Genomic DNA, 20,612 nt, shown 5'->3' with positions numbered 1-20,612 from the left:
GGCGGCCGGGGCCTACTTCTCGTCCACGACCTCGGCGTCGACGACGTCCTCCTCGTCCGAGGACGAGCCGCCGGCGGGGCCGGCGCCGTCGCCGCCGGCGGCCGCCTGCTGCTCCTGGGCGCGCTGGTAGAGCTGCTCGGAGACCTTGTGGAAGGCCTGCTCGAGCGCCTCGCGCTTGCTGTTGATCGCGTCGGCGTCGCCGCCCTCGAGGGTCTCGCGGACGGCCGTGATGGCGTCCTCGATCTCCTTGCGGGAGGCCTCGTCCACCTGGTCGCCCAGGTCGGACAGCTGCTTCTCGGCCTGGTACGCGCCCTGCTCGGCGACGTTGCGGGCCTCGGCCAGCTCGCGGGCCTTCTTGTCCTCCTCGGCGTTCGCCTCGGCGTCGGACACCATGCGCTGGATCTCCTCGTCGGAGAGGCCACCGCCGGCCTTGATCTCGATCTTCTGCTCCTTGCCCGTGCCCAGGTCCTTCGCGGACACGTTGAGGATGCCGTTCGCGTCGATGTCGAACGTGACCTCGATCTGCGGCACGCCGCGCGGCGCGGGCGGGATGCCCGTCAGCTGGAACTTGCCGAGCGACTTGTTGTAGCTCGCCATCTCGCGCTCGCCCTGCAGGACGTGGATCTCGACGGACGGCTGGTTGTCGTCGGCGGTCGAGAAGATCTCGGACTTGCGCGTCGGGATCGTCGTGTTGCGCTCGATGAGCTTCGTCATGACGCCGCCCTTGGTCTCGATGCCGACCGTGAGCGGGGTGACGTCGAGCAGCAGGACGTCCTTGACGTCGCCCGCGAGCACGCCCGCCTGGACGGCCGCGCCGACGGCGACGACCTCGTCCGGGTTGACGCCGCGGTGCGGCTCCTTGCCCGTGAGCTCCTTGACCTTCTCCTGCACCGCCGGCATGCGCGTCATGCCGCCGACGAGGACGATGTGGTCGATGGACGAGGCGCCCTTCTCCTTCGCGTCGTCCATCGCCTGACGGACCGGCGCGACGAGGCGGTCGAGCAGGTCGCCGGCGAGCTCGGTGAGCTTCGCGCGGGTCAGGCGCACGTCGAGGTGCTTCGGGCCCGAGGCGTCGGCCGTGATGAACGGCAGGTTGATCTGCGTCTCCTGCGCGGAGGACAGCTCGATCTTCGCCTTCTCCGCGGCCTCGAACAGGCGCTGGAGGGCCATCGGGTCGGCCTTCAGGTCGATGCCCTGGTCGCGCTTGAACTCGCCCGCGAGCCAGTCGACGATGGCCTTGTCGAAGTTGTCGCCGCCCAGGTGGTTGTCGCCGGCGGTCGACTTGACCTCGAAGACGCCGTCGCCGATCTCGAGCACGGACACGTCGAACGTGCCGCCGCCCAGGTCGAAGACGAGGATCGTCTGGTCGGTCTCCTTGTCGAGGCCGTAGGCCAGCGACGCGGCGGTCGGCTCGTTGATGATGCGCTTGACGTCGAGGCCGGCGATCTTGCCGGCGTCCTTCGTCGCCTGCCGCTGGTCGTCGTTGAAGTACGCCGGGACGGTGATGACCGCGCCGTCGACCGTCTCGCCCAGGTACGCCTCGGCGTCGGCCTTCAGCTTCGCCAGCGTGATCGCCGAGACCTCCGGCGGGGAGTACTGCTTGCCCTCGGCCTCGATGCGCGCATCGCCGTTCGGGCCCGCGACGACCTTGTACGGGACGATCGACTCCTCCTCGCGCACCTCGGCCTCCTTGCGGCCCATGAAGCGCTTGACGGAGGAGATGGTGTTCGTCGGGTTGGTGACGGCCTGTCGCTTGGCGACGGCCCCGACGAGGCGCTCGCCCTTGGCGAAGGCGACGACGGACGGCGTGGTGCGGCCGCCCTCCGCGTTCTCGATGACCGTGGGCTCGCCGCCCTCGAGGACGGCCATGCACGAGTTCGTCGTGCCCAGGTCGATGCCGATGATCTTGCCCATGTGGTGCTCTTGCTCCCAGACGAGACTGCGTGAAATCTGAGTCGGAGTATGGCAGATCTTCGGTGGTGCGCCAAGTGACGGTGCGCACCGCCTGCCCGCCCCGCACGCCCCGCCGTCGCGGGCCCGCCGGCCGAGGCCCGTCGCAGCACGCGGGCGGCGGACGGTCGGCCGATGTGGACGGCGTCACGCCCCGCCCCCCACGCAGGCCGCCGCGGCGGCGGGCGTTTCGTAACGGTTGCACGCGCAATCATTCGTCCATGCCGCTGCCGGTCCGGGGCCGGCCGCCGAGCACCGGGGCATGTCCGCCCGCGCCCTGCCGGCGCTCGTGGTCGCCGCCCTCCTCGCCCTGCTGGCGATCCCCGGGCCCGCGGCCCGCGCCTCCCAGCCCGCCTCCGCCGCCCGGGCGACGCCCCGCGTCGTCTCCGGCACGACCGGCCCCGCGATCCCGTGGCAGGTGGCCCTCGTGCCCGCGAACGACGGCGCCGTCGTCACCCCGCTGCAGGCCTACTGCGGCGGAGTGCTGCGCGACGCCTGGCACGTGCTGACCGCCGCGCACTGCGTGGCCGACGCCGACGCGTCCTCCGTCGCGGTCGCGGCGTTCTCCGGCCCGCGCAGCGCCCCCGGGCCCGACGCCCAGGTGCAGCGCGTGCAGGGCATCACCACGTCGCCGGCCTACCGCGCGAGCACCGAGGGCATGGACGTGGCCCTCCTGACGCTCGCCGCGCCGCTCGCCGGCACGCCGATGCCGCTGCCCGCCCCCGGCGCGGACGACACCGGCAGCGCCGCCCTCGTCTCCGGCTGGGGCGACGCCGACGCGCTGACCCCGGGGCCGCAGCAGCCCGACGCGCTGCTGCGCGGCGTCGTGCGGCTGCTGCCCGACCGGGCGTGCGGCATGTACGCCCCGTACTACCGCGCCGACACCATGCTCTGCGCCGGCGCGACCGGACCGGGCGTCGTCACCGACGCCTGCCAGGGCGACTCGGGCGGCCCCCTGGTGCGCCACGACGGCGGGAGCGTCGGCCCGGACGGCGTCACCGACCTCGGGCACTACGACCGCGTCGTCGGCCTCGTCTCGTGGGGCGTGTCGTGCGGGGACGGCCGCTTCCCCGGCGTCTACACGCGGCTGGCCTCGCCCGCCGTGCAGAGCATCGCGGCGCTCGCCGACCCGCCGTTCCGTCCCGACGCCACGGGGGCCGCGCCGGCGGTCCAGGGCCTGCTCGCCCCCGGGGGCACGGCGCACTGCACCCCCGGCCGCTGGAGCATCGACCTGCTGACCCGCGAGTACACGTGGCGCAGCGTCGGGGCCGGCGGCGACGTGCGGCTGGAGGGGATCGGCCCCGACCTGCCCGTCGGCGCCGCCCTGGTCGGCCGCGCCCTCTCGTGCGAGGAGCGCGTGTCGTCCGCCGGCGGCACCCGCACCCGGGCGGGCGGCGCCCCCTACGCCGTCGTCGCCACCCTCGCGCAGGCCCAGGCGCTCTCGGGGGCGCGGACGCGCCGACCGGCGACCGGCGCCGACCTGACGCCGCCGACCGCGTCGATCACCCGGGGCAGCTGCCGGACGGGACGCTGCGCCCTGACCGTCGTCGCCCGGCAGTCCAGCCGGCCGGCGCGCGCCGTGCGGGTGACGTACGCGCGCACGAGCGGCTGCCCGACCCGGGGCGCGGCGCGGCGCCGCTGCAGCGCGCCCCGCAGCCTGCGGGTGGCGCGCGTGGCGGGCGGCGTCTTCCGCGGGACGACGCGCCGGCTGCCGCGGGCGCGCTGGCGGTTCGTGGCGGTGGCGACCGGCGCGGCGAAGCTGCACAGCCGCCAGGCCGTGCGCGTGCTCCGCGTCGGGCGCTGAGGTGCGGGCGCCCGCGGGCGGGCGCGCCCCGCGGGGCCGCACGGCGTCGTAGGCTCTCCCCGTCCCATGAGCACGCCCGCGGATCCACCGAACGCCGAGCGGACCAGGTTCCAGCAGTGGCTGGTCGACCTGCCGCTGACGCCGAACGCGATCTCGATCACCGGCCTGATCGGCAACCTGATCGCCGCCGTGCTGCTGTGGCAGGAGCACTACGTCCTGGCCGGCGTCGCGTTCATCCTCGGCTCCGTGATGGACACCCTCGACGGGCGCTACTCGCGCATGTCGGGCAAGGGCACGACGTTCGGCGCGTTCCTCGACTCCACGCTGGACCGCATGGAGGAGGGCATCGTCCTCGCCGCCGCGGTCATGGTCTTCGCCAAGCACGGCGACGACGTGAACGCCGGACTCGGCACCCTGGCCGCGGTCTTCTCGCTCCTCGTCTCGTACACGCGCGCCCGCGCCGAGGGCCTGGGCCTGGACGGCAAGGCGGGCATCGGCTCGCGCGCCGTGCGCGTCGTCATCCTCTCCGTCGGCCTCGTCTTCGGCGGCCACGAGCTGCTCGGCGACGTCGACCTGCTACCGGCGTCGATCTGGGTCCTCGCGGCCCTCGGCGTCTTCACGACGCTCCAGCGCATGTGGCACGTGCGCGCCCAGCTGAACCGCCCGCCGGGCGACCGCCCCGGCGCCTGAGGCGCCGCCCCAGCGTCCCGTCGCAGGGCCCCGGCCCGCGCACGGGCGCCCGTGCGCGCGCCGCCTCGTCACGACCGCTCGCCGCGCGACCTGCCAACATCGCTCGGCGACCACGACCGGCGGTCCGCGCGCGCTCCGCGCGCCGCTCCGCCGGGTGACCGGCTTGTAACCGGGCCCCGTCCGCGGGGTTCATGGCTTCGACCTCCCGCCGGCGGGACGGACGATCGACGCGGCGCGCCACCCGTGGTGCGCCGCCGTGGAGCCTCAGATCCGCCGCCGGCTCATACGAGACCTAGGACTTCGAGAACCACCGTGACTGCCTCTTCCGCCAACGGGACCGCTGCGGCCCAGAACGATTCCGGCCGCTACCAGCGCGACAAGGTCCGCGTGGCGATCATCGGCGTCGGCAACTGCGCCAACTCCTTCGTCCAGGGCGTCCAGTTCTACAAGGACGCCGACGCCTCCGAGTCCGTTCCCGGCCTCATGCACGTCGACCTGGGCGGCTACCACGTCCGCGACATCGAGTTCACCGCCGCGTTCGACATCAACGAGACGAAGGTCGGCAAGGACCTGTCCGAGGCCATCTGGGCCTACCCGAACGACACGATCAAGTTCGCGGACGTCCCGAACCTGGACGTGCCGGTGTACCGCGGCATGACGCACGACGGTCTCGGCAAGTACCTGTCGCAGAAGATCACGAAGGCGCCGGGCGAGACCGCCGACATCGTGAAGATCCTCAAGGAGACGAAGACGGACGTCGTCGTCTCCTACCTGCCGGTCGGCTCCGAGCAGGCGACGAAGTGGTACGTCGAGCAGGTCCTCGAGGCCGGCTGCGGCTTCGTCAACTGCATCCCCGTCTTCATCGCCCGCGAGGAGTACTGGGACAAGCGCTTCCAGGAGAAGGGCCTGCCGATCATCGGCGACGACATCAAGTCGCAGGTCGGCGCCACGATCGTCCACCGCTCCCTCGCCCGTCTCTTCCACGAGCGCGGCGTCGTGCTGCAGCACACCTCGCAGCTCAACGTCGGCGGCAACATGGACTTCTTCAACATGCTCGAGCGCGAGCGCCTCGAGTCGAAGAAGATCTCCAAGACGAACGCCGTCACCTCGGTCGCCGGCGTCGACCTGCCCGCCGAGAACGTCCACGTCGGCCCGTCGGACTACGTGCCGTGGCTCACCGACCGCAAGTGGGCGCACATCCGCCTGGAGGGCAAGGCCTTCGGCGAGGTCCCGCTGAACGTCGAGCTGAAGCTCGAGGTCTGGGACTCGCCGAACTCGGCCGGCGTCATCATCGACGCCGCCCGCCTGGTCAAGCTCGGCCTGAACAACGGCATCGCCGGCCAGCTCGACGGCCCCTCCTCCTACCTCATGAAGTCGCCGCACAACCAGCGTCCGGACGACATCGCGCGCCGCGACACCGAGGAGTTCATCGCCAAGAACGCCGGCAAGCAGGCCGGCCTGGGCGCGGCGAAGGCCGAGGCCGCGGAGCCCGCGACCGCCTGATCGCCTCCCCGGTCGCCCGCCCCTGCCGGGGCGCGCGACCGGATCCCCCGCGGCCGGCAGCGGCCGCGGACCCGAACGGCCCGGAGCGACGCTCCGGGCCGTGCGTCGTCCTGGGGGGGGGCGCCGCGGGCGGGGGGGGGCGCGCCGGGGGTGGCCTCGCGCCGGGGGTGGCCTCGCGCCGGGAGCGGCTCGCGTCGGGGAGCGGGTCGCGCCAGGCCCCGCCGCGGGGGCCCGCTTCGGGGCGCCGCGCGGGCGAAGTGCGTCGGGCACCCCCGGGCGGGGCCGATTGGCGTCGGTCACCCCCGGGCGGGGCCGATCCGCGTCGGTCACCCGCGGGGCGGGGTCGATTGGCGTCGGTCACTCCCGGGGGCGGGGCCGATCCGCGTCGGTCACCCCCGGACGGGGCCGATCCGCGTCGGTCACCCGGGGGCGGAGCCGATCCACGTCGGTCACCCGGGGGCGGAGCCGATCGGCGTCGCACGTCGACGCAGATCGACCCCGCCCGAGATCGCGCGACGCCGATCGACCGCACCCGAGGGGACCGGCTCGGCTCGATGCCGGCGAACGCCGCGCGACGCCGGTCGGTCTCGTCCGACCACGAGCCGCTCCGCGTCGAGCGCCCGGCCGGCCCTTCCGCCGCCATACGCCGCGATCGGCGGACGTCACCGCCGGGAGCGGCCATGCCGGAACGGACCAGGCCTGCGGCCGTCGGCCGCTCCCTGCCCGTCCTCCGACCTCCTGGCTCCTTCCCGGACGAGGCGCCTCGCCCGGGGCACCGGCCTGCGCCCCGGGGCGAGCGCGCCCCGGGGCGAGCGCGCGCCGGGGTCGACCTCCTACCGCGCCGGTCTGCGGAGGACGTCCCGGAGCGTGGCCACCACGACGTCCGGCTCGGACACGACCCGCCGCCAGGTGAAGCGCACCACCCGGTAGCCGGCACGAAGCAGCTCGGCGTCGCGCTGTCGGTCGGCCTCGAAGGCGGCCCGCGTGCCGTGGGTCTCCCACCCGTCCAGCTCGACCACGACCCGGTCGTGCCACCACACGGCGTCGAGCACGACCGGTCGCCCGGCGAGCACCATCGGCGCGTTCATCACGGGAACGGGCAGGCCGCCCACGTGCGCGGCCTCCACGAAGAGGAGCTCCAGCTCGTTGCGGGTGAGCCCGCCGAACGCTCCGCCCGCCGCCTCGTGCGCCAACCGGCGGACGACCGCCGCGCCCCGCCGGCCGCCGACGAGCACGCGCGCGATCGCTGCCGTGTCGAGCACCCGCAACTGGTCGGCCCGCCGCCAGGCTCGCTCCGCCTCGCCGGGGCGTCCGTCTGCCGCGAGGTCCAGAAGCGCACGCGCGACGGTCACCACCGGGATGCCGTCGACCTCGGTGACGTCGTCCGGTCCCAGAGCGCGGGCGCGATGGCCGCGGACGCCCGGTCGACGCGGGCCGCGCCGCGGGGTGACGACGTGCACCGGTCCCGCCCCGCCGTCCAGCAGCCCGTGGAGCTGCGCCGCGCTGCGGTGGCTGACGGCGGCGCCCGGCCCCGCCGCCAGCACCGCGGCCATCAGGCGTCCGCGCCAGGTCACCGGGAGCGGCCCGAGCACGTAGACGCCGGCGTGGACCACGCGGAGCTCGCCGGCCCGAATCGCCCGGTCGACCGCGCTGGGGGAGAAGCCGAGACCCAGGAGCTGCGCGCGGGAGACGACGCCGTGCTGCTGCGCTGCGAGCTCCGCCGCCCGGGTCCGGCGGAGCGCGCGGAGCCCCGGCGTGCGCCTCGCCGCCCCGTCGACGCGCGGCACGACGCGCCCGTGCGTTCCCACCAGGTCGTTCATCCCGCCCCACCCTGCCGACCCACGCGTCGCGCGTGGCGGACGATCCGTGCCGAACCTGTGCCGATCCGGTCGCGGCACCGCGCCACGCCGCCGCGCCGCCCGCCGACCGGCCTATGCTGCTTGCGTGCGCCCCGTCGAGTCGCTGGCGATCGCCCAGGTCACGCCGTACCCGCTCGAGGCGGACCATCCCGTCACGCAGCACGTGCTGCGGCTCGCCGACGAGCTGGCCGGCCGCGGGCACCGGGTCGCCGTCCTGGCGGCGTCACGGACGCACGCGCGCGTCGGGGACACCCGCCGCCGGCTGGCCGAGGACCCGGCGTCGCTGTTGCCCGCGCCGGGCGCGCCCCCCGTGGTGCTCGCGGTCGGCGAGGCGCTGCCCGCGATCCCCGGCGTCGACCGGGCGCCCACCCTGGCCGTCGACGCCGCCCGCGCCGTCGAGGACGCCCTCACCGCCATCCCGTTCGACCTCGTCCACGTGCACGAGCCGTTCGGCCCGTCCGTGTGCACGGCCGCGCTGCGCCACAGCCGGACGCTGAACGTGGGCACCTTCCACCTGCCCGCCGAGCGGTTCATCGCCGGCATGGGCTCGGGCAGCCCGAGCGGCGGCGGCGTCCGACGCAAGCGCTCCGAGCGGCTGCTCGGGCGGCTCGACGAGCGCCTGACGGCCAGCGCCGCCACCGCCGCGCTGGTCGCCCGCTCCTTCCCGATCGGGGCGGGCTACACGCCGCGGGTGCCGCCGTCCCCGCTCGCCGGCCGCCGCGGCCCGGGCGCCGCCGCGCCCGCCGCGCCCGCCGGCCCGTCCCCGGCCCCGTCCCCGGCCGGCGCCAGCCTCCGCGCGGCCACGGTCGCCGGCGCCTCCGCCGCCCCGGCCCCGGCCGCGTCGACCGCGCTCGCGGCCCCGCGGCCCCTGCACGTCGTCGTGCCGCTCGACGAGGAGCGCCCCGCACGCCGGCTGGCGCTGCGGGCGCTGCGGCGCCTGGATCCGGCGCTGCCGTGGCGGGCCACCGTCCTGGCGCCGGAGGAGGACGCGCTGCTCGCCGGGCCCGTCGGCCTGCCCGCCGCGCTGCGCGACCGCGTGCGCGTGCAGGCCGGCGGGGCGCTGCCGGCGGACGCCGACGTCGTGATCCTGGCGTCGAACGGCGCCCGACCCGCCCCGCACGTGCTCGTCGAGGCGCTCGACCGCGGCGTCCTCCCGGTCGCCAGCCGCATCGACGTCCACGACGAGCTGACCGACGGCGGCCGGCGGGGGCTGCTCTTCGAGCCCGGCGACGCCGACGTGCTCGTCGCGCAGCTCGAGCGCCTGCTGCGCGACCCCCGCCTGCGCGGCGACCTGCGCGCCGCCGCGAGCGAGGACCCCGTCGCGCCCGGGGGCTGGACCGCCTACGCCGACTGGGTGCAGGAGCGCTACGCCGCCCTGCGCGGCCGCCGCCACGACCCGGACCGCTTCGATCCCGCCCTCGTGGCGCGCCTGCGCGAGCGGCGCTGGATCGACGTCGACCTGCACATGCACACCGACCACTCCGGCGACTGCGCCACGCCGGTCGAGGTGCTGCTCGACGCCGCGCGCCGGCAAGGCCTCGGCGCGATCGCGGTGACGGACCACAACGAGGTGTCCGGCGCCTTCGAGGCGGCCGCGAAGGCGGCCGAGTACGGGGTCAAGGTCATCGTCGGCGAAGAGGTCAAGACGGCCGACCAGGGCGAGGTCATCGGCCTGTTCCTGCAGGAGCGGATCCCCAAGGGCGTGACGCTGCAGGAGGCGATCGCCGACATCCGCCGCCAGGGCGGGCTGGTGTACGTGCCGCACCCGTTCGACCGCATGCACTCCGTGCCGGACTACGAGCACATGCTCGACATCGTCGACGACATCGACGCCGTCGAGGTGTTCAACCCGCGCGTGGCGATCGGCTCCTTCAACGAGGAGGCGGCGCGCTTCGCCGCGAAGTACCGCATGGTGGCCGGCGCCGGATCGGACTCGCACGTCGCCCAGGGCCTCGGCTCCGTGCGCGTGACGATGCCGGACTTCGACGGCCCGGAGGAGTTCCTCGCCGCCCTCGCGCAGGCCCGGATCGGGACGAAGTCCGGCACGCTCGTCTACGTCCAGGCGCTCAAGTTCCTCGAGACCGTCGCGACCCCCGCCCCCGCCCGCCGCATCGTCCGCGAGCACCGGGTGCGCAAGGCCACGCGCGGCTGAGCGTGCCGCGGCGCCTACCCCCGCCGTGGGCGCTGACGGTCCTGCTGGCCGTCGCGTTCCTGCTCGCCACCCCCGCGACGACCGACCTGGCCGCCCAGGCGCACCGCGTGCCGCTGGGCGGCGACGGCGCCTGGCTCGTCGACCTGTCCTGGTTCGGCGGCCACCACCTGCCCGGCTACAGCGTGCTGCTGCCCGTGCTCGGCCTGGTCCTCGGTGCGCCGCTCATCGGGGCGCTGTCGGCCGTGGCGGCCGCGTGGGCGTTCGGCCGGCTCGCGCGCGCCGCCTGGCCGGGGACGCCGGGCCTGGTCGCCGCGTGGTGGTTCGCCGCCGGCGCCGGGGGGCTGCTGTTCACCGGTCGCGTCGCCTTCCTGCTCGGCGCCGCCTGCGGCCTCGGGACGCTCGTCGTCGCCACGGCCCCCGGACGCCGTCCACCCGCCGGCCGGCCCGCCCCCGCCGCCGATCCCGACCGTGCGCCCCCGGCGGCCCCGCCCTCGCCCCGCGGCACCGCCGCCCGCACCCCCGCTCGCACGGCCGCCGTCGTCGCCGGGGCGGCGCTCACCGCGCTGGGCTCGCCCGTCGCCGCCCTCTTCCTGGCGATGGCCGGCGCGGCGTGGACGGTCGCGACGCCGCGCGGCGCCCGGCGCACGCCCGCCGTCCTGACGGTCGCGGCCTTCGTCGCCGCCTGCGTCCTGGCGCTCGGCTTCCCCACCGGCGGCACCGAGCCGTTCGTCGCCTCCGCCCTGTGGCCCGCGGTCGTGGCGCTCGCCGCCTGCGTCCTCGTCCTGCCCCGCGACCAGCGCGTGCTGCGGGCGGGCGCGGCGCTGTACCTGGCGGCGGTCCTCGCGTCCGGCCTGCTGCCGACGCCGATGGGCGGCAACGCCACCCGGCTGGCCGCCCTGGCCGGCGGGCCGCTGCTGGCCGGCGCGCTCTGGGGCCGGCGGCCCCTCGCCCTCGCGCTCCTGGCCGTGCCGTTCCTCTACTGGCAGTGGTACCCGCCGGTCCGCGACGCGGCGCAGGCGTACGGGGACCCGAGCGCCAACGCCGCCCACTGGCGCCCGCTCGCCGACGAGCTGCGCGCCCGGGTCGCCGCGGCGCCGACCCGCGTCGAGGTGCCGCCCGCGGCCCGCCGCGGCGAGGCGCGCTGGATCCCGGACGACGTGCCGCTCGCCCGCGGCTGGGTGCGCCAGCTCGACCGCGACCGCAACCCGCTCTTCTACGACGACCTGCGCCACGGCCCGCTGACGGGCACGGCGTACCGGCGCTGGCTCGACGACCAGGCCGTCGGCTGGGTGGCGCTGACCGACGCGACGCCCGACCCCGCGTCCCGCGACGAGGTCGCGCTGCTGCGCGCCGGCGCCGTGCCGGGGCTGACGCTCGCCCGCCGCACGCCGGACTACGTCCTGTGGCGCGTCGACCGCCCGCGGCCGCTCGCGGCCTGGACGGACGGTCGCGGCGGGCCGCCTCCCCGCGTCGTCCGCATGCGTCCCGGGGGCCTGCGCGTCGCCCTCCCCCGCCCCGGCACCGTCGACCTGCGGATCCGCTGGAGCCCCTACCTGCGCGCGACCCGCGGGGTCTGCCTGCACGAGGCTCCGGGAGGATGGACACGGATGCGGGCGGCGGTTCGCGGTACCGTGGACGTGGGCACGGGTCTCGCCGTGCCCTGGCGACGCGCCGCGCCGGCCGGCTGCTCCGGGTAGCCGCCCCGCGGAGAGGGTCGCCCCGACCCCGTCCCGCCATGCCCGACGTCCTCACCCGCCGCCGCCGCTTCCTCCCCAACGGGATCCTCGACGCGGTCATCCAGCTGCTCGTCGTCGTCGCGGCGTACACGGCCTACCAGAACACGCGCGGGCTGATCAACGACCAGCTCGGCGCCAGCCGGGCGTTCGCCAACGCGGACTGGATCGTCTCGGCCGAGCGGCTCCTGCACATCGACATCGAGCGCAGCGTCCAGCACGCGGCGACGAGCGTGCCGGGGCTGATGGACGCGTCGAGCCTGATGTACGTCAACGCCCAGTTCTCCGTGACGTTCGGGGCGATGATCTACATCTACCTGCGTCACAACCAGGCGTTCGGGTTCGTGCGCAACATGTTCATCTGCGCGTGGTGCCTGGCGCTGCTGGGCTACGTGCTGTTCCCCACCGCCCCGCCGCGCCTGGTGCCGGGCCTGGGGATCCACGACGCGGTCGCGGCGGCCTCGGGCGTCGACCCGACGGACCAGACCCACACGGTCAACCGCCTCTACAACCCGTACGCGGCGGTGCCGTCGATGCACGTCGGCTTCTCGCTGATGATCGGCATCCCGCTCGCGCGGCTGTCGAAGCACCGGATCACGCGGATCTTCTGGGGGCTGTACCCGCTCGTCGTGCTGTTCGTCGTGATGGCGACCGGCAACCACTTCCTGATCGACGGCATCCTCGGCGCCGTCGCGGTGGGCATCGCGGCGCTCGTGGCGCGCTGGCTCGGCCAGCGGCGACCGCACGCCTGGCGGTTCGGCCGCGAGCCCGCCGGCGCCGACGGCGCCGTCTCGTAGGCGCTCCGCCGCCGGCCTGGCGCGCCGCCCTCCGCGCCCGCGGACGGCGGCGATCCTGCAACTCCTTCCCGCCGCGTGGTGCAGCATGTATTGCTGCAGCCCGCAACGCCCCCTGCATCCGCGAGGACGGCGGCCCGCGCGGGCCAAACCTCGCGGCGATGCCCGTGACCGACGACGAGATCCACGAGAAGTACCTCGAGCGCGCGATCCGCGAGATCAACGCCCTCAACCACGACGTGCAGGACGCGCGTCCGGACGGCGAGGGCGTGGCCGTCGTCGGGTCCGGCCATCCACAGGCCGACGTCCTGCTGCTCAAGCACCACGCCACCCGCGCCGAGGCCGAGGAGGGCGTCGCCTTCTACGGCCGCACCGGCTCCGCGCTGCTGAAGAGCCTGGCGCGCCTGGGCATCGACCCGACCACCGTCTACGGGACGCTCTGCGACAAGTGGCCGGGCGCCGGGCCCGAGCTCGCCGCCGAGGGCGCCCGCGTCCTGGCGGAGGAGCTCGCGATCGTCCAGCCGCGCATCGTCGTGGTGATGGGGCCGGACGCCCTCGAGGTCCTCAACGGCCTGGACGTGCCGCTCGCCGAGCCGGTCCGCGACCTGCCCGGCGTCGTCCAGCGCTTCACGCCGGCGACGCAGGCGCTCGTCACCCCGCCGCTCGACGACGCGCTCGACGAGCTGACCGCCAAGCAGGCGTTCTGGACCGCCTTCCGCGAGCTCGGCGCCTGGCACGACCGCCTGCCGCCGTATTGAGCCCGCGCCGCGCCGCCGCCCCGCTCGCCGTCCTCGCGGCCCTGGCCGTCCTGGTGACGGCGGCGCCCGCGCTGCCCGAGCTGCAGCCGCCGGGGCGCGCGGCGCTCGTCGCGGCGCTGCCGCCGCTGCTGCTGCTGGCGGCGCTGGCGGCGCTGCTCGCCGACCGGGTGCGGACGACGCCCGGCGTCGCGGCCCTCGTGGCCGTCGGCGCCGTCCTGACCGTCCTGACCACGGCCCTCGACGCGCGTGGCGCCGGGACGGTCGCCGAGGTGCTCCTCGCCATAGGTCTGGGCCTGGCGTTCGCCCGCGTCTTCGACCTGGGCGCGTTCGTCCTGGGGCTGCCGCTCGTGCTCGGGACCATCGACGCCGCGACGACGCTCACGTCGAGCGTGATCCGCACGTGGCCCCAGCCGCTCCCGCCGGGCGACCCGCTCGTCCTCGAGCTGCCGTCGTGGAGCGCACAGACCGCCGCGGGGCAGCTGTCGATCGCGACGGTGCTGTTCCTCGCGGCGCTGCAGGCGTCCGCCGTCCGCGAGCGGCTGCGGCCGTGGGGCGCGTGCGCCGGGATGGCCGCCGGCCTCGTCGCCGCCTACGTCCTGGAGTGGGCGACCGACCGGGCGATGCCGGCGACGGCGTTCGTCGCGGCGGGCTTCCTGCTCGGCGTCGCCGACCGCCTGCCGGCGTGGTGGCGGGCCGGCGGCCTCGAGCGCGGCTGACGGCCCTGGGCGCCGGCTCGGTCGGCGCGGCGCCGGCGCCGCGCCGACGTGGGCGTGGGCGTGGGCGTGGACGCCGGCCGGCTCGTCCCCACCGCCCAGCCGCGCCGCCCCGGTCAGCCGATCTCCAGCACGACCTTGCCGAGCTTGCCGCCGGCCGCGAAGCGCGCGTACGCGTCGGCGGCCGCGTCGAGCGGGTAGGTGGCGGCGATCGGCACGCGCAGGTCGCCGCGGGCCACGAGCGGCAGCAGCTCGCGCTCGACCGCCCGCGCCGCCGCGGCCTTGCCCTCGAGCGGGCGGGCGCGCAGCGTCGACCCCATGACGCTCGCGCGCTTGTTCATCAGCGCGAGCAGGTTGACCTCGGCCTTCAGGCCGGCGCCGACGCCGATCACGGCGATCCGCCCGCCGGTCGCCAGGCGGCGCAGGTTGGCCCCCATGTTCGGCGCGCCGACGAGCTCGAGCACGACGTCGTACGGCTCGAGGTCGGGCCCGTCCTTGGCCGCGAAGGCCGCGGGGTCGAGCACCTCGTGCGCCCCGAGCGCCGCGACGCGGTTGCGCAGCTCGGCGTTGCGGACGGTGGCCGTCACGTGCGCCCCGAACGCCCGTCCGATCTGCACGGCCGCAGTGCCGACGCCGCCCGCGCCGCCGTGCACGAGCAGCCGCTCGCCGGGACGCAGCCCGGCCTGCGTGGCCAGGGCGTCGTGGGCGGTGGTGAACACCTCGGAGAAGCCGCCCGCCTCGGGCCAGTCCAGTCCCTCGGGCAGCGGCGTGATCTGCCGCTCGTGCACGACCAGCAGCTCGGCCTGTCCCCCGCCGCCGACGATGCCCGCCACCGCGTCGCCCGCGGCGAACCGCTCGGCGGCGGGGCCCACCTCCACGACCTCGCCGGCGAACTCCAGCCCGGGGATGTCGGGCGGGCTGCCGGGCGGCGCCGGGTAGCCGCCCTGCTTCTGCAGCAGGTCGGCCCCGTTGAGCCCCGCCGCTCGCACGCGGACGAGCACCTCGCCGTGGCCGGGCGTGGGATCGGGATGGTCGGCGACGACGATCTCGCCGTCCCTGATGGTCGCGGCACGCATGGAGGGACCGTACCCGGCGCCGCCGGTGGGCCCACCGAGACGCGGGATCGGCCGGCCGTCGGCGCGGCGCCCCGGGCGCCGCGGCCCGCCGGGGGACGCCACCCTCACGCAAGACACCCGACAAGACGTTGCGGGAATACAACAACTCGTCTAGATTCATGCCCCGATGGGACGCAAGCCACGCACCGAGGAGCAGCCGCTGCACAACCGGCTGCCGGTCCTGCGGGCCGAGCGCGGGCTGTCCCGGAAGGACCTGGCCGCGGCGATCGGCGTCAACCCGCAGACCGTCGGCTACCTCGAACGCGGCGACTACCGGCCCAGCCTGGACCTGGCGTTCCGGCTGGCCGAGTTCTTCGGCCTGCCGATCGAGGCGATCTTCGCCCGCGAGCCCTTCCCTCCCATGTCCCAGCAGATGTACGGCGCGCCCGGCGCCCCGACCCAGGAGCAGGACCGATGAGCGCCGCCCCGTCCGAGGATCCCTGGCGGACCGAGCTGACCCCGCGCAGCCGCGCGAGCCGCCGCCGCTGGACGATCGTGCTCGCCGCGATGCTCCTCCTGCTCGGCGGCACGGCGGCCAGCGACCCGCTGCACGACCTCGTCGTGCGGGACGGCCCCGGCGCCCGGGGCGTGCTGTACGCGATCGCGCTCTTCGTCGTCTTCGGGCTGCTGCGCCGCGGGACGCGGCGGCTCGGCCGCCTGCGCGGCGACGACGAGGCCGGCCTGGACGAGCGCGAGCTGTCCGCGCGGCACCGGGCGTTCCGCACCGCGTTCGTGCTCTTCCTCGCCGTCGTGCTCATCACGCTGTGGGCGCTCCCGAGCGTGCTGCCCCCGGCCGTCGCCCCCGGCGAGGCGGGCGACGGGAGCGCGCTGCGCGTGACCGGCGACCAGCTCCGCCAGCTGGCCGCGTGGTTCCTCGCGTGGGCCGTCTTCCTGCCGACGGCCGCGCTCGCGTGGCGCGAGCCCGACGCCCCCGCGCCGGACGAGGACGACGTCCGCCCCGTGCTGAGCGAGGGCGCCCGAGACGCGCTGCTCGCCCTGGTCCTCGTGGCCGGCGCCGCGCTCAGCGCCACCCGCCCGGACGACAGCCCCGGGGCCGAGATGGCGCTCGGCGTGACGCCGTTCCTGCTGCTGGCGTGCGTGGTCGGCGCCCTCCGCGCCCGGCGCGAGGGCCGGCGGATCGGGCGGGCGCTGCTGTCCACCTGGCCGATCGCCACCGTGCTGCTGCTCGTCGTCTGCCTGCTGGTGCTCGGACTGAGCGGGGCCTCCACGTCCGGCGGCTCGGGGGACGAGGAGACGGGCACCGTCACGCTCCGCAGCGAGCCGGCCGCCGAGGGCGACTACGTGGTCCGCCGGATCGGCCCGGCCGGCGAGCGCCGCCGCTGCTTCCTGGTGCGCGACGGCCAGGGCCGGCGGATCCGCGGCGCCGAGGCGCGGGAGTGGGCGACGCGCATGGGCGAGCGCGGGGCGCGCCTCTGCCCGTAGGCGCCGCGGGGGCCGGCCGTTACGAGACCCGTCCGACCTTGGCGCGTCGCCGCTCGCCGGCACTCCCTTGCATCGTGCAGTCGGGTACGCTCGGCGTCGTGCCGGAGCCGACGACGACGCACGACCCCTACGACCACCTGCAGCTCGAGCTCGCCATCCTGGCGCGGCGCTCGGAGCGGGTGCGGGTCGCGGCGCTGGACGACACCCGCTCGCCGCTCGACCGCTCGGGGTACCTGCTGCTGGCGCTGCTCGAGAACCGCGGGCAGCAGACGATGAGCCAGATCGCGGCGGCCTTCGACCTGGACGCGTCGACGGTCACCCGGCAGATCGCGCCGCTCGAGCGCCGCGGCTTCGTCGAGCGGCAGCGCTCGACCGAGGACCGGCGCGCCACGCTCGTGACGATCACGGAGAGCGGGCGCCGCGAGCGCCAGCTCGTCCGCCGCGCGCGCATCGCCTACCTGGCCCAGCGCCTGGAGGACTGGGACCACGACGACGTCGAGCTGCTCGCCGGGCTCATCGACCGCCTGAACGCGTCGCTGGCGATCGCGGCCGGGTCGGGGCCGTCGGCCGTCGAGGCCGCCCCGCCGCGCGACTGACCCGGCGGCCGCCCCGCGGCGTCGGGCGTTCCGCCCCGCCGCGCCCGGCACCGCCGCCGCACCCGGCACCGCAGCGCCTCCGCGCCTCGCCGCCCCGCGGTACACCCTCCCGCCGGCGCGGCTAGGCGACCCGGTCGAGCACCGCGACGCACTCCACGTGGGGCGTCTGCGGGAACAGGTCGACCGGCCGCACCTTGCGCAGCACGTAGCCGCCCTCGACGATGCGGGCGGCGTCGGGCGCGAGCGTGGTCGGGTTGCACGACACGTAGACGATCCGCTTCGGCGCGGCCTCGACGATGCGCCGGCACACGCGCGGCCCCAGGCCGGCGCGCGGCGGGTCGACGATCAGCACGTCGGGCCGCCCCGCCAGCTCGATCGCGTCGGGCAGCCCGGTGCGGGCGTCCGAGGCGAGGAACTTCGCGTTGCGGACGTCGTTGAGCTGCGCGTTCTGCACGGCGTCGCGGATCGACTCGGGGACGATCTCCACGCCGATCAGCTCGCCGGCGCGCGACGCCATCGTCAGACCGAGCGACCCCGAGCCGCAGTACAGGTCGAACAGGCGCTCCCAGCCCTCGAGCTCGGCGTACTCGGCGGCCAAGCGGTAGAGCCGCTCGGCCATCACCGTGTTCGTCTGGAAGAAGCCCTCGGGGCTGATCTTCAGGCGGATGTCGCAGAGCTCCTCGTGGATGACCGGCTCGCCCGAGATCAGCTCGGTCTCGCCCCCCTGCGTCGTCTCGCCCACGGCGTCCATCTGGGTCCACAGCAGCCCGGTGATCGGCCGGCTGACGTGCTCGGCGAGGTGGTTCGACAGGCCCATCGCGTCGAACTCGCCGCGGCTCGTGACCAGCCGCACCTGGATCTCGCCGGTGCGGAAGCCCTCGCGCACCACCAGGTTGCGCAGGAACCCCTGGTGGAGCTTGCGGTCGAAGGACGACAGGCCCTCCGCGACGCACCAGGCGTAGACGGCGTTGCGGACCTCGTTGCCGACCTCGGTCGCCAGCAGGCAGTCCTCGATGTGCTCGATGCGCTGCCACGAGCCGGCGGCGTGGAAGCCCAGCTGCAGGGTGCCGTCCGCGCGCTCGCCGAAGGAGTACTCGAGCTTGTTGCGGTACCGCCACAGCTGCTCGGACGGGACGATCGGCTCGATCTCGACGTCGGTGTGGCCGCCCAGGCGGCGCAGCGCGTCCTCGACCTGCTCGGCCTTGATCTCGAGCTGCCGCTCGTACGGCAGCACCTGCCAGGGGGCGCCGGGGTGGTCGGCGACGGGCGCGATGCGCTCGGGCGAGGGGTCGAGGACCTCCTCGATGATCGCCTCGCCGTAGTCGCGCTTGCGCTTCGTGACGATCGCGCGGACGCGGTCGCCCGGGATGCCGCCGCGGACGAAGACGACCCAGCCGCCCTCGGTCCGCGCGACGCCGTTGCCGCCGTGGGCGAGGGCGTCGACGGTCAGCTCGAGCTGCGCGCCGCGGTGCGGGCGCGGCGGCCGCTGGCGCTTGGGGCGGTTGCCGGGGTCGGCGGCGTCGGGCGCCGGGGCGCCGGCGGCGACGGCCTCGGCCGCGCCGTCCGCGTCGGGCTCCTGCGCGGCGCCCGTCACCTCGGCGACGGCGGCGTCGCTCGCGGCCCCCGACTGCTCCGGCGACGCGTCCGGGCCGGCGCCGTCGCTCGACGAGGCGTCCGCGGCGGTGGCGGGATCGATGCGAGGCGTCTCGTCGGGCATCCGTCAAGGGTGCCACGAACGCCCCGCGCCCCGTCGGAGGGCGGGGCTGCAGACGGACGCCCGCAGGTCAACCGTCCCTCCGTCCGCGCCGCCGCCCCCGGCCGGGGCGTTCGTGAAGAAATCGTTGGCAGTCGCCGGGCCGGTCCGGTAGCGTTGGCACGGCCGTCGGAGTTTTGGGCGACCAAACTCCCGGCCAGCACGTCCGCCGCGCCCCGGCGGCCCGTCGGTCCCGCGACCGTGCCGGGCCAGGCCGCCCGCGACGGGGCGCCCCCGACACCGCCACAGCACTTCCCCCGATCACGACGTCACCCCCGGTGTGAGGGCCGGGAGGCGACGAGGGAACCACCCCGTGCCCCCCGCGTATTGAGGGATGCGCGAGCGTGGGGCTCGGAGCCTCGCGCTCCGGGCCCCACGTGGGCCGGTGGGCCCTGCCGTGCGTGGCGGCGCCCGCGACCGGGCACCGGCGAGGCATGGCGCCCGCGCGGGTCCTCACCTGGAACCTCTTCCACGGCCGGGCGGTCCCGCCGGCGGGACGCCCGCTGCTGCACGAGTTCGCGGCCACCCTGGCGGCCTGGCCGTGGGACGTGGCGCTGCTGCAGGAGGTCCCGCCCTGGTGGCCGCCGCTGCTGGCGCGCGCGGCGGGCGCCGACGCCGTGAGCGCGCGCACGTCGCGCAACGCCGTCCTGCCGGTGCGCCGGGCGATCGCGCGGCGGGCCCCGGACGTGGCGCGCAGCAACGGCGGCGGCGCCAACGCCATCCTCGTGCGCGGCGGCCTGCGGGTGGTCGCGCACGGCCGGCGGCGCCTGCGGACCTGGCCCGAGCGGCGCGTCGTCCACGCCGTGCGGCTGCACGACCCCGCGGGCGGCCCGCTCGACGGGGCGTGGGCCGGCGACGTCCACGCGCAGAAGGGCGCGTGGGACGACGGCCCGGGCCTGCGCCGGCCGCTCGCCGACCTGGCGCTGAGCGCCGAGCGGCTCGCCGCGTGGGCGGCGGCCGACGGGGCGACGCGGCCGCGGCCGCCCGCGGACCCCGGCGGCGCGGCGCGCCCCACGACCGGGCCCGAAGGTCCGCCGCTGCTGCTCGGCGGCGACCTGAACCTGCCGCGGTCCGCGGTCGAGGTCGGGCTGCCCCCGGGCTGGCGGCGGATCGCGTCGTCCGGGCCCGACCACGTGGTGGGGCGGGGCCTGGCGGCGGCGGCCGACTCGCAGCGTCCCCCGCGCGGCGCGCTCTCCGACCACGCGGCGCTGGTCGTGGCCGTGCGACGGGCCGACGGCTAGCCCCGGCGTCCCGCGCCTCAGCGGCCCCAGAGCAGGCCGAAGCCCTGGATCGCGCGGACGGCGCGGTCGCCCATCGACCCGGCCTCGGGCAGCACGCCCAGCTGCACCGCGGCGCCGTAGCGATCGGTGAACAGCCGCGCGCGGTGCACGCGCCGCGCCGCGGCGTCGAGCTCCAGCACGAGCATCCCGTGCAGGTTGAGGAAGCGCTCGCTGGCCGGCACGCCGCCGAGCGGCCCCAGGTGGTTGCCGACCAGGCGCAGCGGCAGCGCGACGATGCGGTCCCCGTCGTGGAGCAGGGGCCCCGTGGACTCGATCCGGGCGTCGGGGAACGCCGTCCACAGGACCGCCAGGTGGTCGGCCAGCCGGTCGGGCCCGAGGAGCGGCGCGTCGGCGAACACGTCCTCGTAGTGGACGTCGTGCGTGACGAGCGCCGCGACCGCGTCCCGGTCGCGGCCGCCGATGGTGCGGATGACCCGGGAGAGGAGCGCGTCGCCGTCGATCTCCATGC

17 protein-coding genes are annotated in these 20,612 nt (G+C 76.4%); 12 read left to right on the top strand and 5 right to left on the bottom strand.

Annotation, left to right across the window (positions count from 1 at the left end; genetic code table 11):
* Nucleotides 1-12 precede the first annotated feature (12 nt).
* Entirely contained in the window at nt 13-1,950 is a 1,938-nt protein-coding gene (gene dnaK / locus J3P29_RS17670) for a molecular chaperone DnaK (protein WP_349239890.1), read from the bottom strand.
* A 262-nt stretch (nt 1,951-2,212) separates the two neighbouring features.
* On the opposite strand from dnaK, the gene J3P29_RS17665 reads away from it, so the two are divergent.
* From J3P29_RS17665 to J3P29_RS17655, 3 genes are all read left to right on the top strand, one after another.
* Entirely contained in the window at nt 2,213-3,754 is a 1,542-nt protein-coding gene (locus J3P29_RS17665; RefSeq protein ID WP_210495554.1) for a serine protease, read from the top strand.
* A gap of 66 nt (nt 3,755-3,820) precedes the next feature.
* Complete coding sequence (locus tag J3P29_RS17660) at nt 3,821-4,444, top strand: CDP-alcohol phosphatidyltransferase family protein (RefSeq protein ID WP_210495553.1); 624 nt, start codon at nt 3,821-3,823, stop codon at nt 4,442-4,444.
* A 387-nt stretch (nt 4,445-4,831) separates the two neighbouring features.
* A complete protein-coding gene (locus J3P29_RS17655) occupies nt 4,832-5,947 on the top strand; it encodes an inositol-3-phosphate synthase (RefSeq protein WP_210495828.1) in 1,116 nt (371 codons plus the stop codon).
* An 833-nt stretch (nt 5,948-6,780) separates the two neighbouring features.
* On the opposite strand, the gene J3P29_RS17650 is transcribed toward J3P29_RS17655, so the two are convergent.
* Nucleotides 6,781-7,767, bottom strand: a complete 987-nt coding sequence (locus J3P29_RS17650; RefSeq protein WP_210495552.1) for a type IV toxin-antitoxin system AbiEi family antitoxin domain-containing protein — start codon at nt 7,765-7,767, stop codon at nt 6,781-6,783.
* Nucleotides 7,768-7,891: 124 nt separating this feature from the next.
* Between J3P29_RS17650 and J3P29_RS17645 the strand changes: the two genes are divergently transcribed.
* The 5 genes from J3P29_RS17645 (at nt 7,892) to J3P29_RS17625 (ending at nt 13,959) form a co-directional block, all read left to right on the top strand.
* The gene (locus J3P29_RS17645) at nt 7,892-9,958 is read left to right on the top strand and encodes a CehA/McbA family metallohydrolase (protein ID WP_210495551.1); all 2,067 of its coding nucleotides are present in this window, start codon (nt 7,892-7,894) and stop codon (nt 9,956-9,958) included.
* A gap of 2 nt (nt 9,959-9,960) precedes the next feature.
* Complete coding sequence (locus J3P29_RS17640) at nt 9,961-11,655, top strand: hypothetical protein (RefSeq protein ID WP_210495549.1); 1,695 nt, start codon at nt 9,961-9,963, stop codon at nt 11,653-11,655.
* Nucleotides 11,656-11,693: 38 nt separating this feature from the next.
* A complete protein-coding gene (locus J3P29_RS17635; RefSeq protein WP_210495548.1) occupies nt 11,694-12,488 on the top strand; it encodes a phosphatase PAP2 family protein in 795 nt (264 codons plus the stop codon).
* Between the two features lie 158 nt (nt 12,489-12,646).
* Nucleotides 12,647-13,243: a uracil-DNA glycosylase family protein gene (locus tag J3P29_RS17630; RefSeq protein ID WP_210495546.1), complete on the top strand. Its 597-nt coding sequence runs from the start codon at nt 12,647-12,649 to the stop codon at nt 13,241-13,243.
* Nucleotides 13,240-13,959: a hypothetical protein gene (locus tag J3P29_RS17625; RefSeq protein ID WP_210495545.1), complete on the top strand. Its 720-nt coding sequence runs from the start codon at nt 13,240-13,242 to the stop codon at nt 13,957-13,959. The genes J3P29_RS17630 and J3P29_RS17625 overlap by 4 nt, the downstream gene beginning before the upstream one ends.
* 113 nt (nt 13,960-14,072) lie before the next feature.
* On the opposite strand, the gene J3P29_RS17620 is transcribed toward J3P29_RS17625, so the two are convergent.
* Entirely contained in the window at nt 14,073-15,032 is a 960-nt protein-coding gene (locus tag J3P29_RS17620; protein ID WP_210495544.1) for a zinc-binding dehydrogenase, read from the bottom strand.
* A gap of 166 nt (nt 15,033-15,198) precedes the next feature.
* On the opposite strand from J3P29_RS17620, the gene J3P29_RS17615 reads away from it, so the two are divergent.
* The 3 genes from J3P29_RS17615 to J3P29_RS20520 all read left to right on the top strand — a co-directional run bounded on the left by J3P29_RS17615 (nt 15,199) and on the right by J3P29_RS20520 (nt 17,110).
* Nucleotides 15,199-15,489 carry a helix-turn-helix transcriptional regulator gene (locus J3P29_RS17615; protein ID WP_210495543.1) on the top strand — a complete coding sequence of 97 codons (291 nt, stop codon included), beginning with the start codon at nt 15,199-15,201 and terminating at the stop codon, nt 15,487-15,489.
* A complete protein-coding gene (locus J3P29_RS17610) occupies nt 15,486-16,514 on the top strand; it encodes a hypothetical protein (protein WP_210495541.1) in 1,029 nt (342 codons plus the stop codon). The genes J3P29_RS17615 and J3P29_RS17610 overlap by 4 nt, the downstream gene beginning before the upstream one ends.
* Before the next feature lie 98 nt (nt 16,515-16,612).
* Nucleotides 16,613-17,110, top strand: coding sequence for a MarR family transcriptional regulator (locus tag J3P29_RS20520; protein ID WP_210495540.1), 498 nt, complete (start codon nt 16,613-16,615; stop codon nt 17,108-17,110).
* Nucleotides 17,111-17,231: 121 nt separating this feature from the next.
* Here the strand turns inward: J3P29_RS20520 and rlmD are convergent, their stop codons facing one another.
* Nucleotides 17,232-18,827, bottom strand: a complete 1,596-nt coding sequence (rlmD, locus tag J3P29_RS17600; protein ID WP_246852271.1) for a 23S rRNA (uracil(1939)-C(5))-methyltransferase RlmD — start codon at nt 18,825-18,827, stop codon at nt 17,232-17,234.
* A gap of 470 nt (nt 18,828-19,297) precedes the next feature.
* Between rlmD and J3P29_RS17595 the strand changes: the two genes are divergently transcribed.
* A complete protein-coding gene (locus tag J3P29_RS17595) occupies nt 19,298-20,104 on the top strand; it encodes an endonuclease/exonuclease/phosphatase family protein (protein WP_210495538.1) in 807 nt (268 codons plus the stop codon).
* Nucleotides 20,105-20,121: 17 nt separating this feature from the next.
* On the opposite strand, the gene J3P29_RS17590 is transcribed toward J3P29_RS17595, so the two are convergent.
* Nucleotides 20,122-20,610 carry an ester cyclase gene (locus tag J3P29_RS17590; protein ID WP_210495537.1) on the bottom strand — a complete coding sequence of 163 codons (489 nt, stop codon included), beginning with the start codon at nt 20,608-20,610 and terminating at the stop codon, nt 20,122-20,124.
* Nucleotides 20,611-20,612 lie beyond the last annotated feature (2 nt).

The sequence above is a fragment of the Patulibacter sp. SYSU D01012 genome, from assembly GCF_017916475.1.
In the GTDB taxonomy this organism is placed as follows: Bacteria; Actinomycetota; Thermoleophilia; order Solirubrobacterales; family Solirubrobacteraceae; genus Patulibacter.
This window is presented reverse-complemented; position numbering and strand designations above follow the sequence as displayed.

Bases quoted from the DNA above. Each gene is read 5' to 3' on its own strand.
- J3P29_RS17630 (WP_210495546.1), top strand. From the start codon at position 12,647: ATGCCCGTGACCGACGACGAGATCCACGAGAAGTACCTCGAGCGCGCG.
- J3P29_RS17635 (WP_210495548.1), top strand. From the start codon at position 11,694: ATGCCCGACGTCCTCACCCGCCGCCGCCGCTTCCTCCCCAACGGGATC.
- J3P29_RS17590 (WP_210495537.1), bottom strand. From the start codon at position 20,610: ATGGAGATCGACGGCGACGCGCTCCTCTCCCGGGTCATCCGCACCATC.
- J3P29_RS17660 (WP_210495553.1), top strand. From the start codon at position 3,821: ATGAGCACGCCCGCGGATCCACCGAACGCCGAGCGGACCAGGTTCCAG.
- J3P29_RS17650 (WP_210495552.1), bottom strand. From the start codon at position 7,767: ATGAACGACCTGGTGGGAACGCACGGGCGCGTCGTGCCGCGCGTCGAC.
- J3P29_RS17620 (WP_210495544.1), bottom strand. From the start codon at position 15,032: ATGCGTGCCGCGACCATCAGGGACGGCGAGATCGTCGTCGCCGACCAT.
- J3P29_RS17610 (WP_210495541.1), top strand. From the start codon at position 15,486: ATGAGCGCCGCCCCGTCCGAGGATCCCTGGCGGACCGAGCTGACCCCG.
- J3P29_RS17595 (WP_210495538.1), top strand. From the start codon at position 19,298: ATGGCGCCCGCGCGGGTCCTCACCTGGAACCTCTTCCACGGCCGGGCG.
- J3P29_RS17615 (WP_210495543.1), top strand. From the start codon at position 15,199: ATGGGACGCAAGCCACGCACCGAGGAGCAGCCGCTGCACAACCGGCTG.
- rlmD (WP_246852271.1), bottom strand. From the start codon at position 18,827: ATGCCCGACGAGACGCCTCGCATCGATCCCGCCACCGCCGCGGACGCC.
- J3P29_RS17665 (WP_210495554.1), top strand. From the start codon at position 2,213: ATGTCCGCCCGCGCCCTGCCGGCGCTCGTGGTCGCCGCCCTCCTCGCC.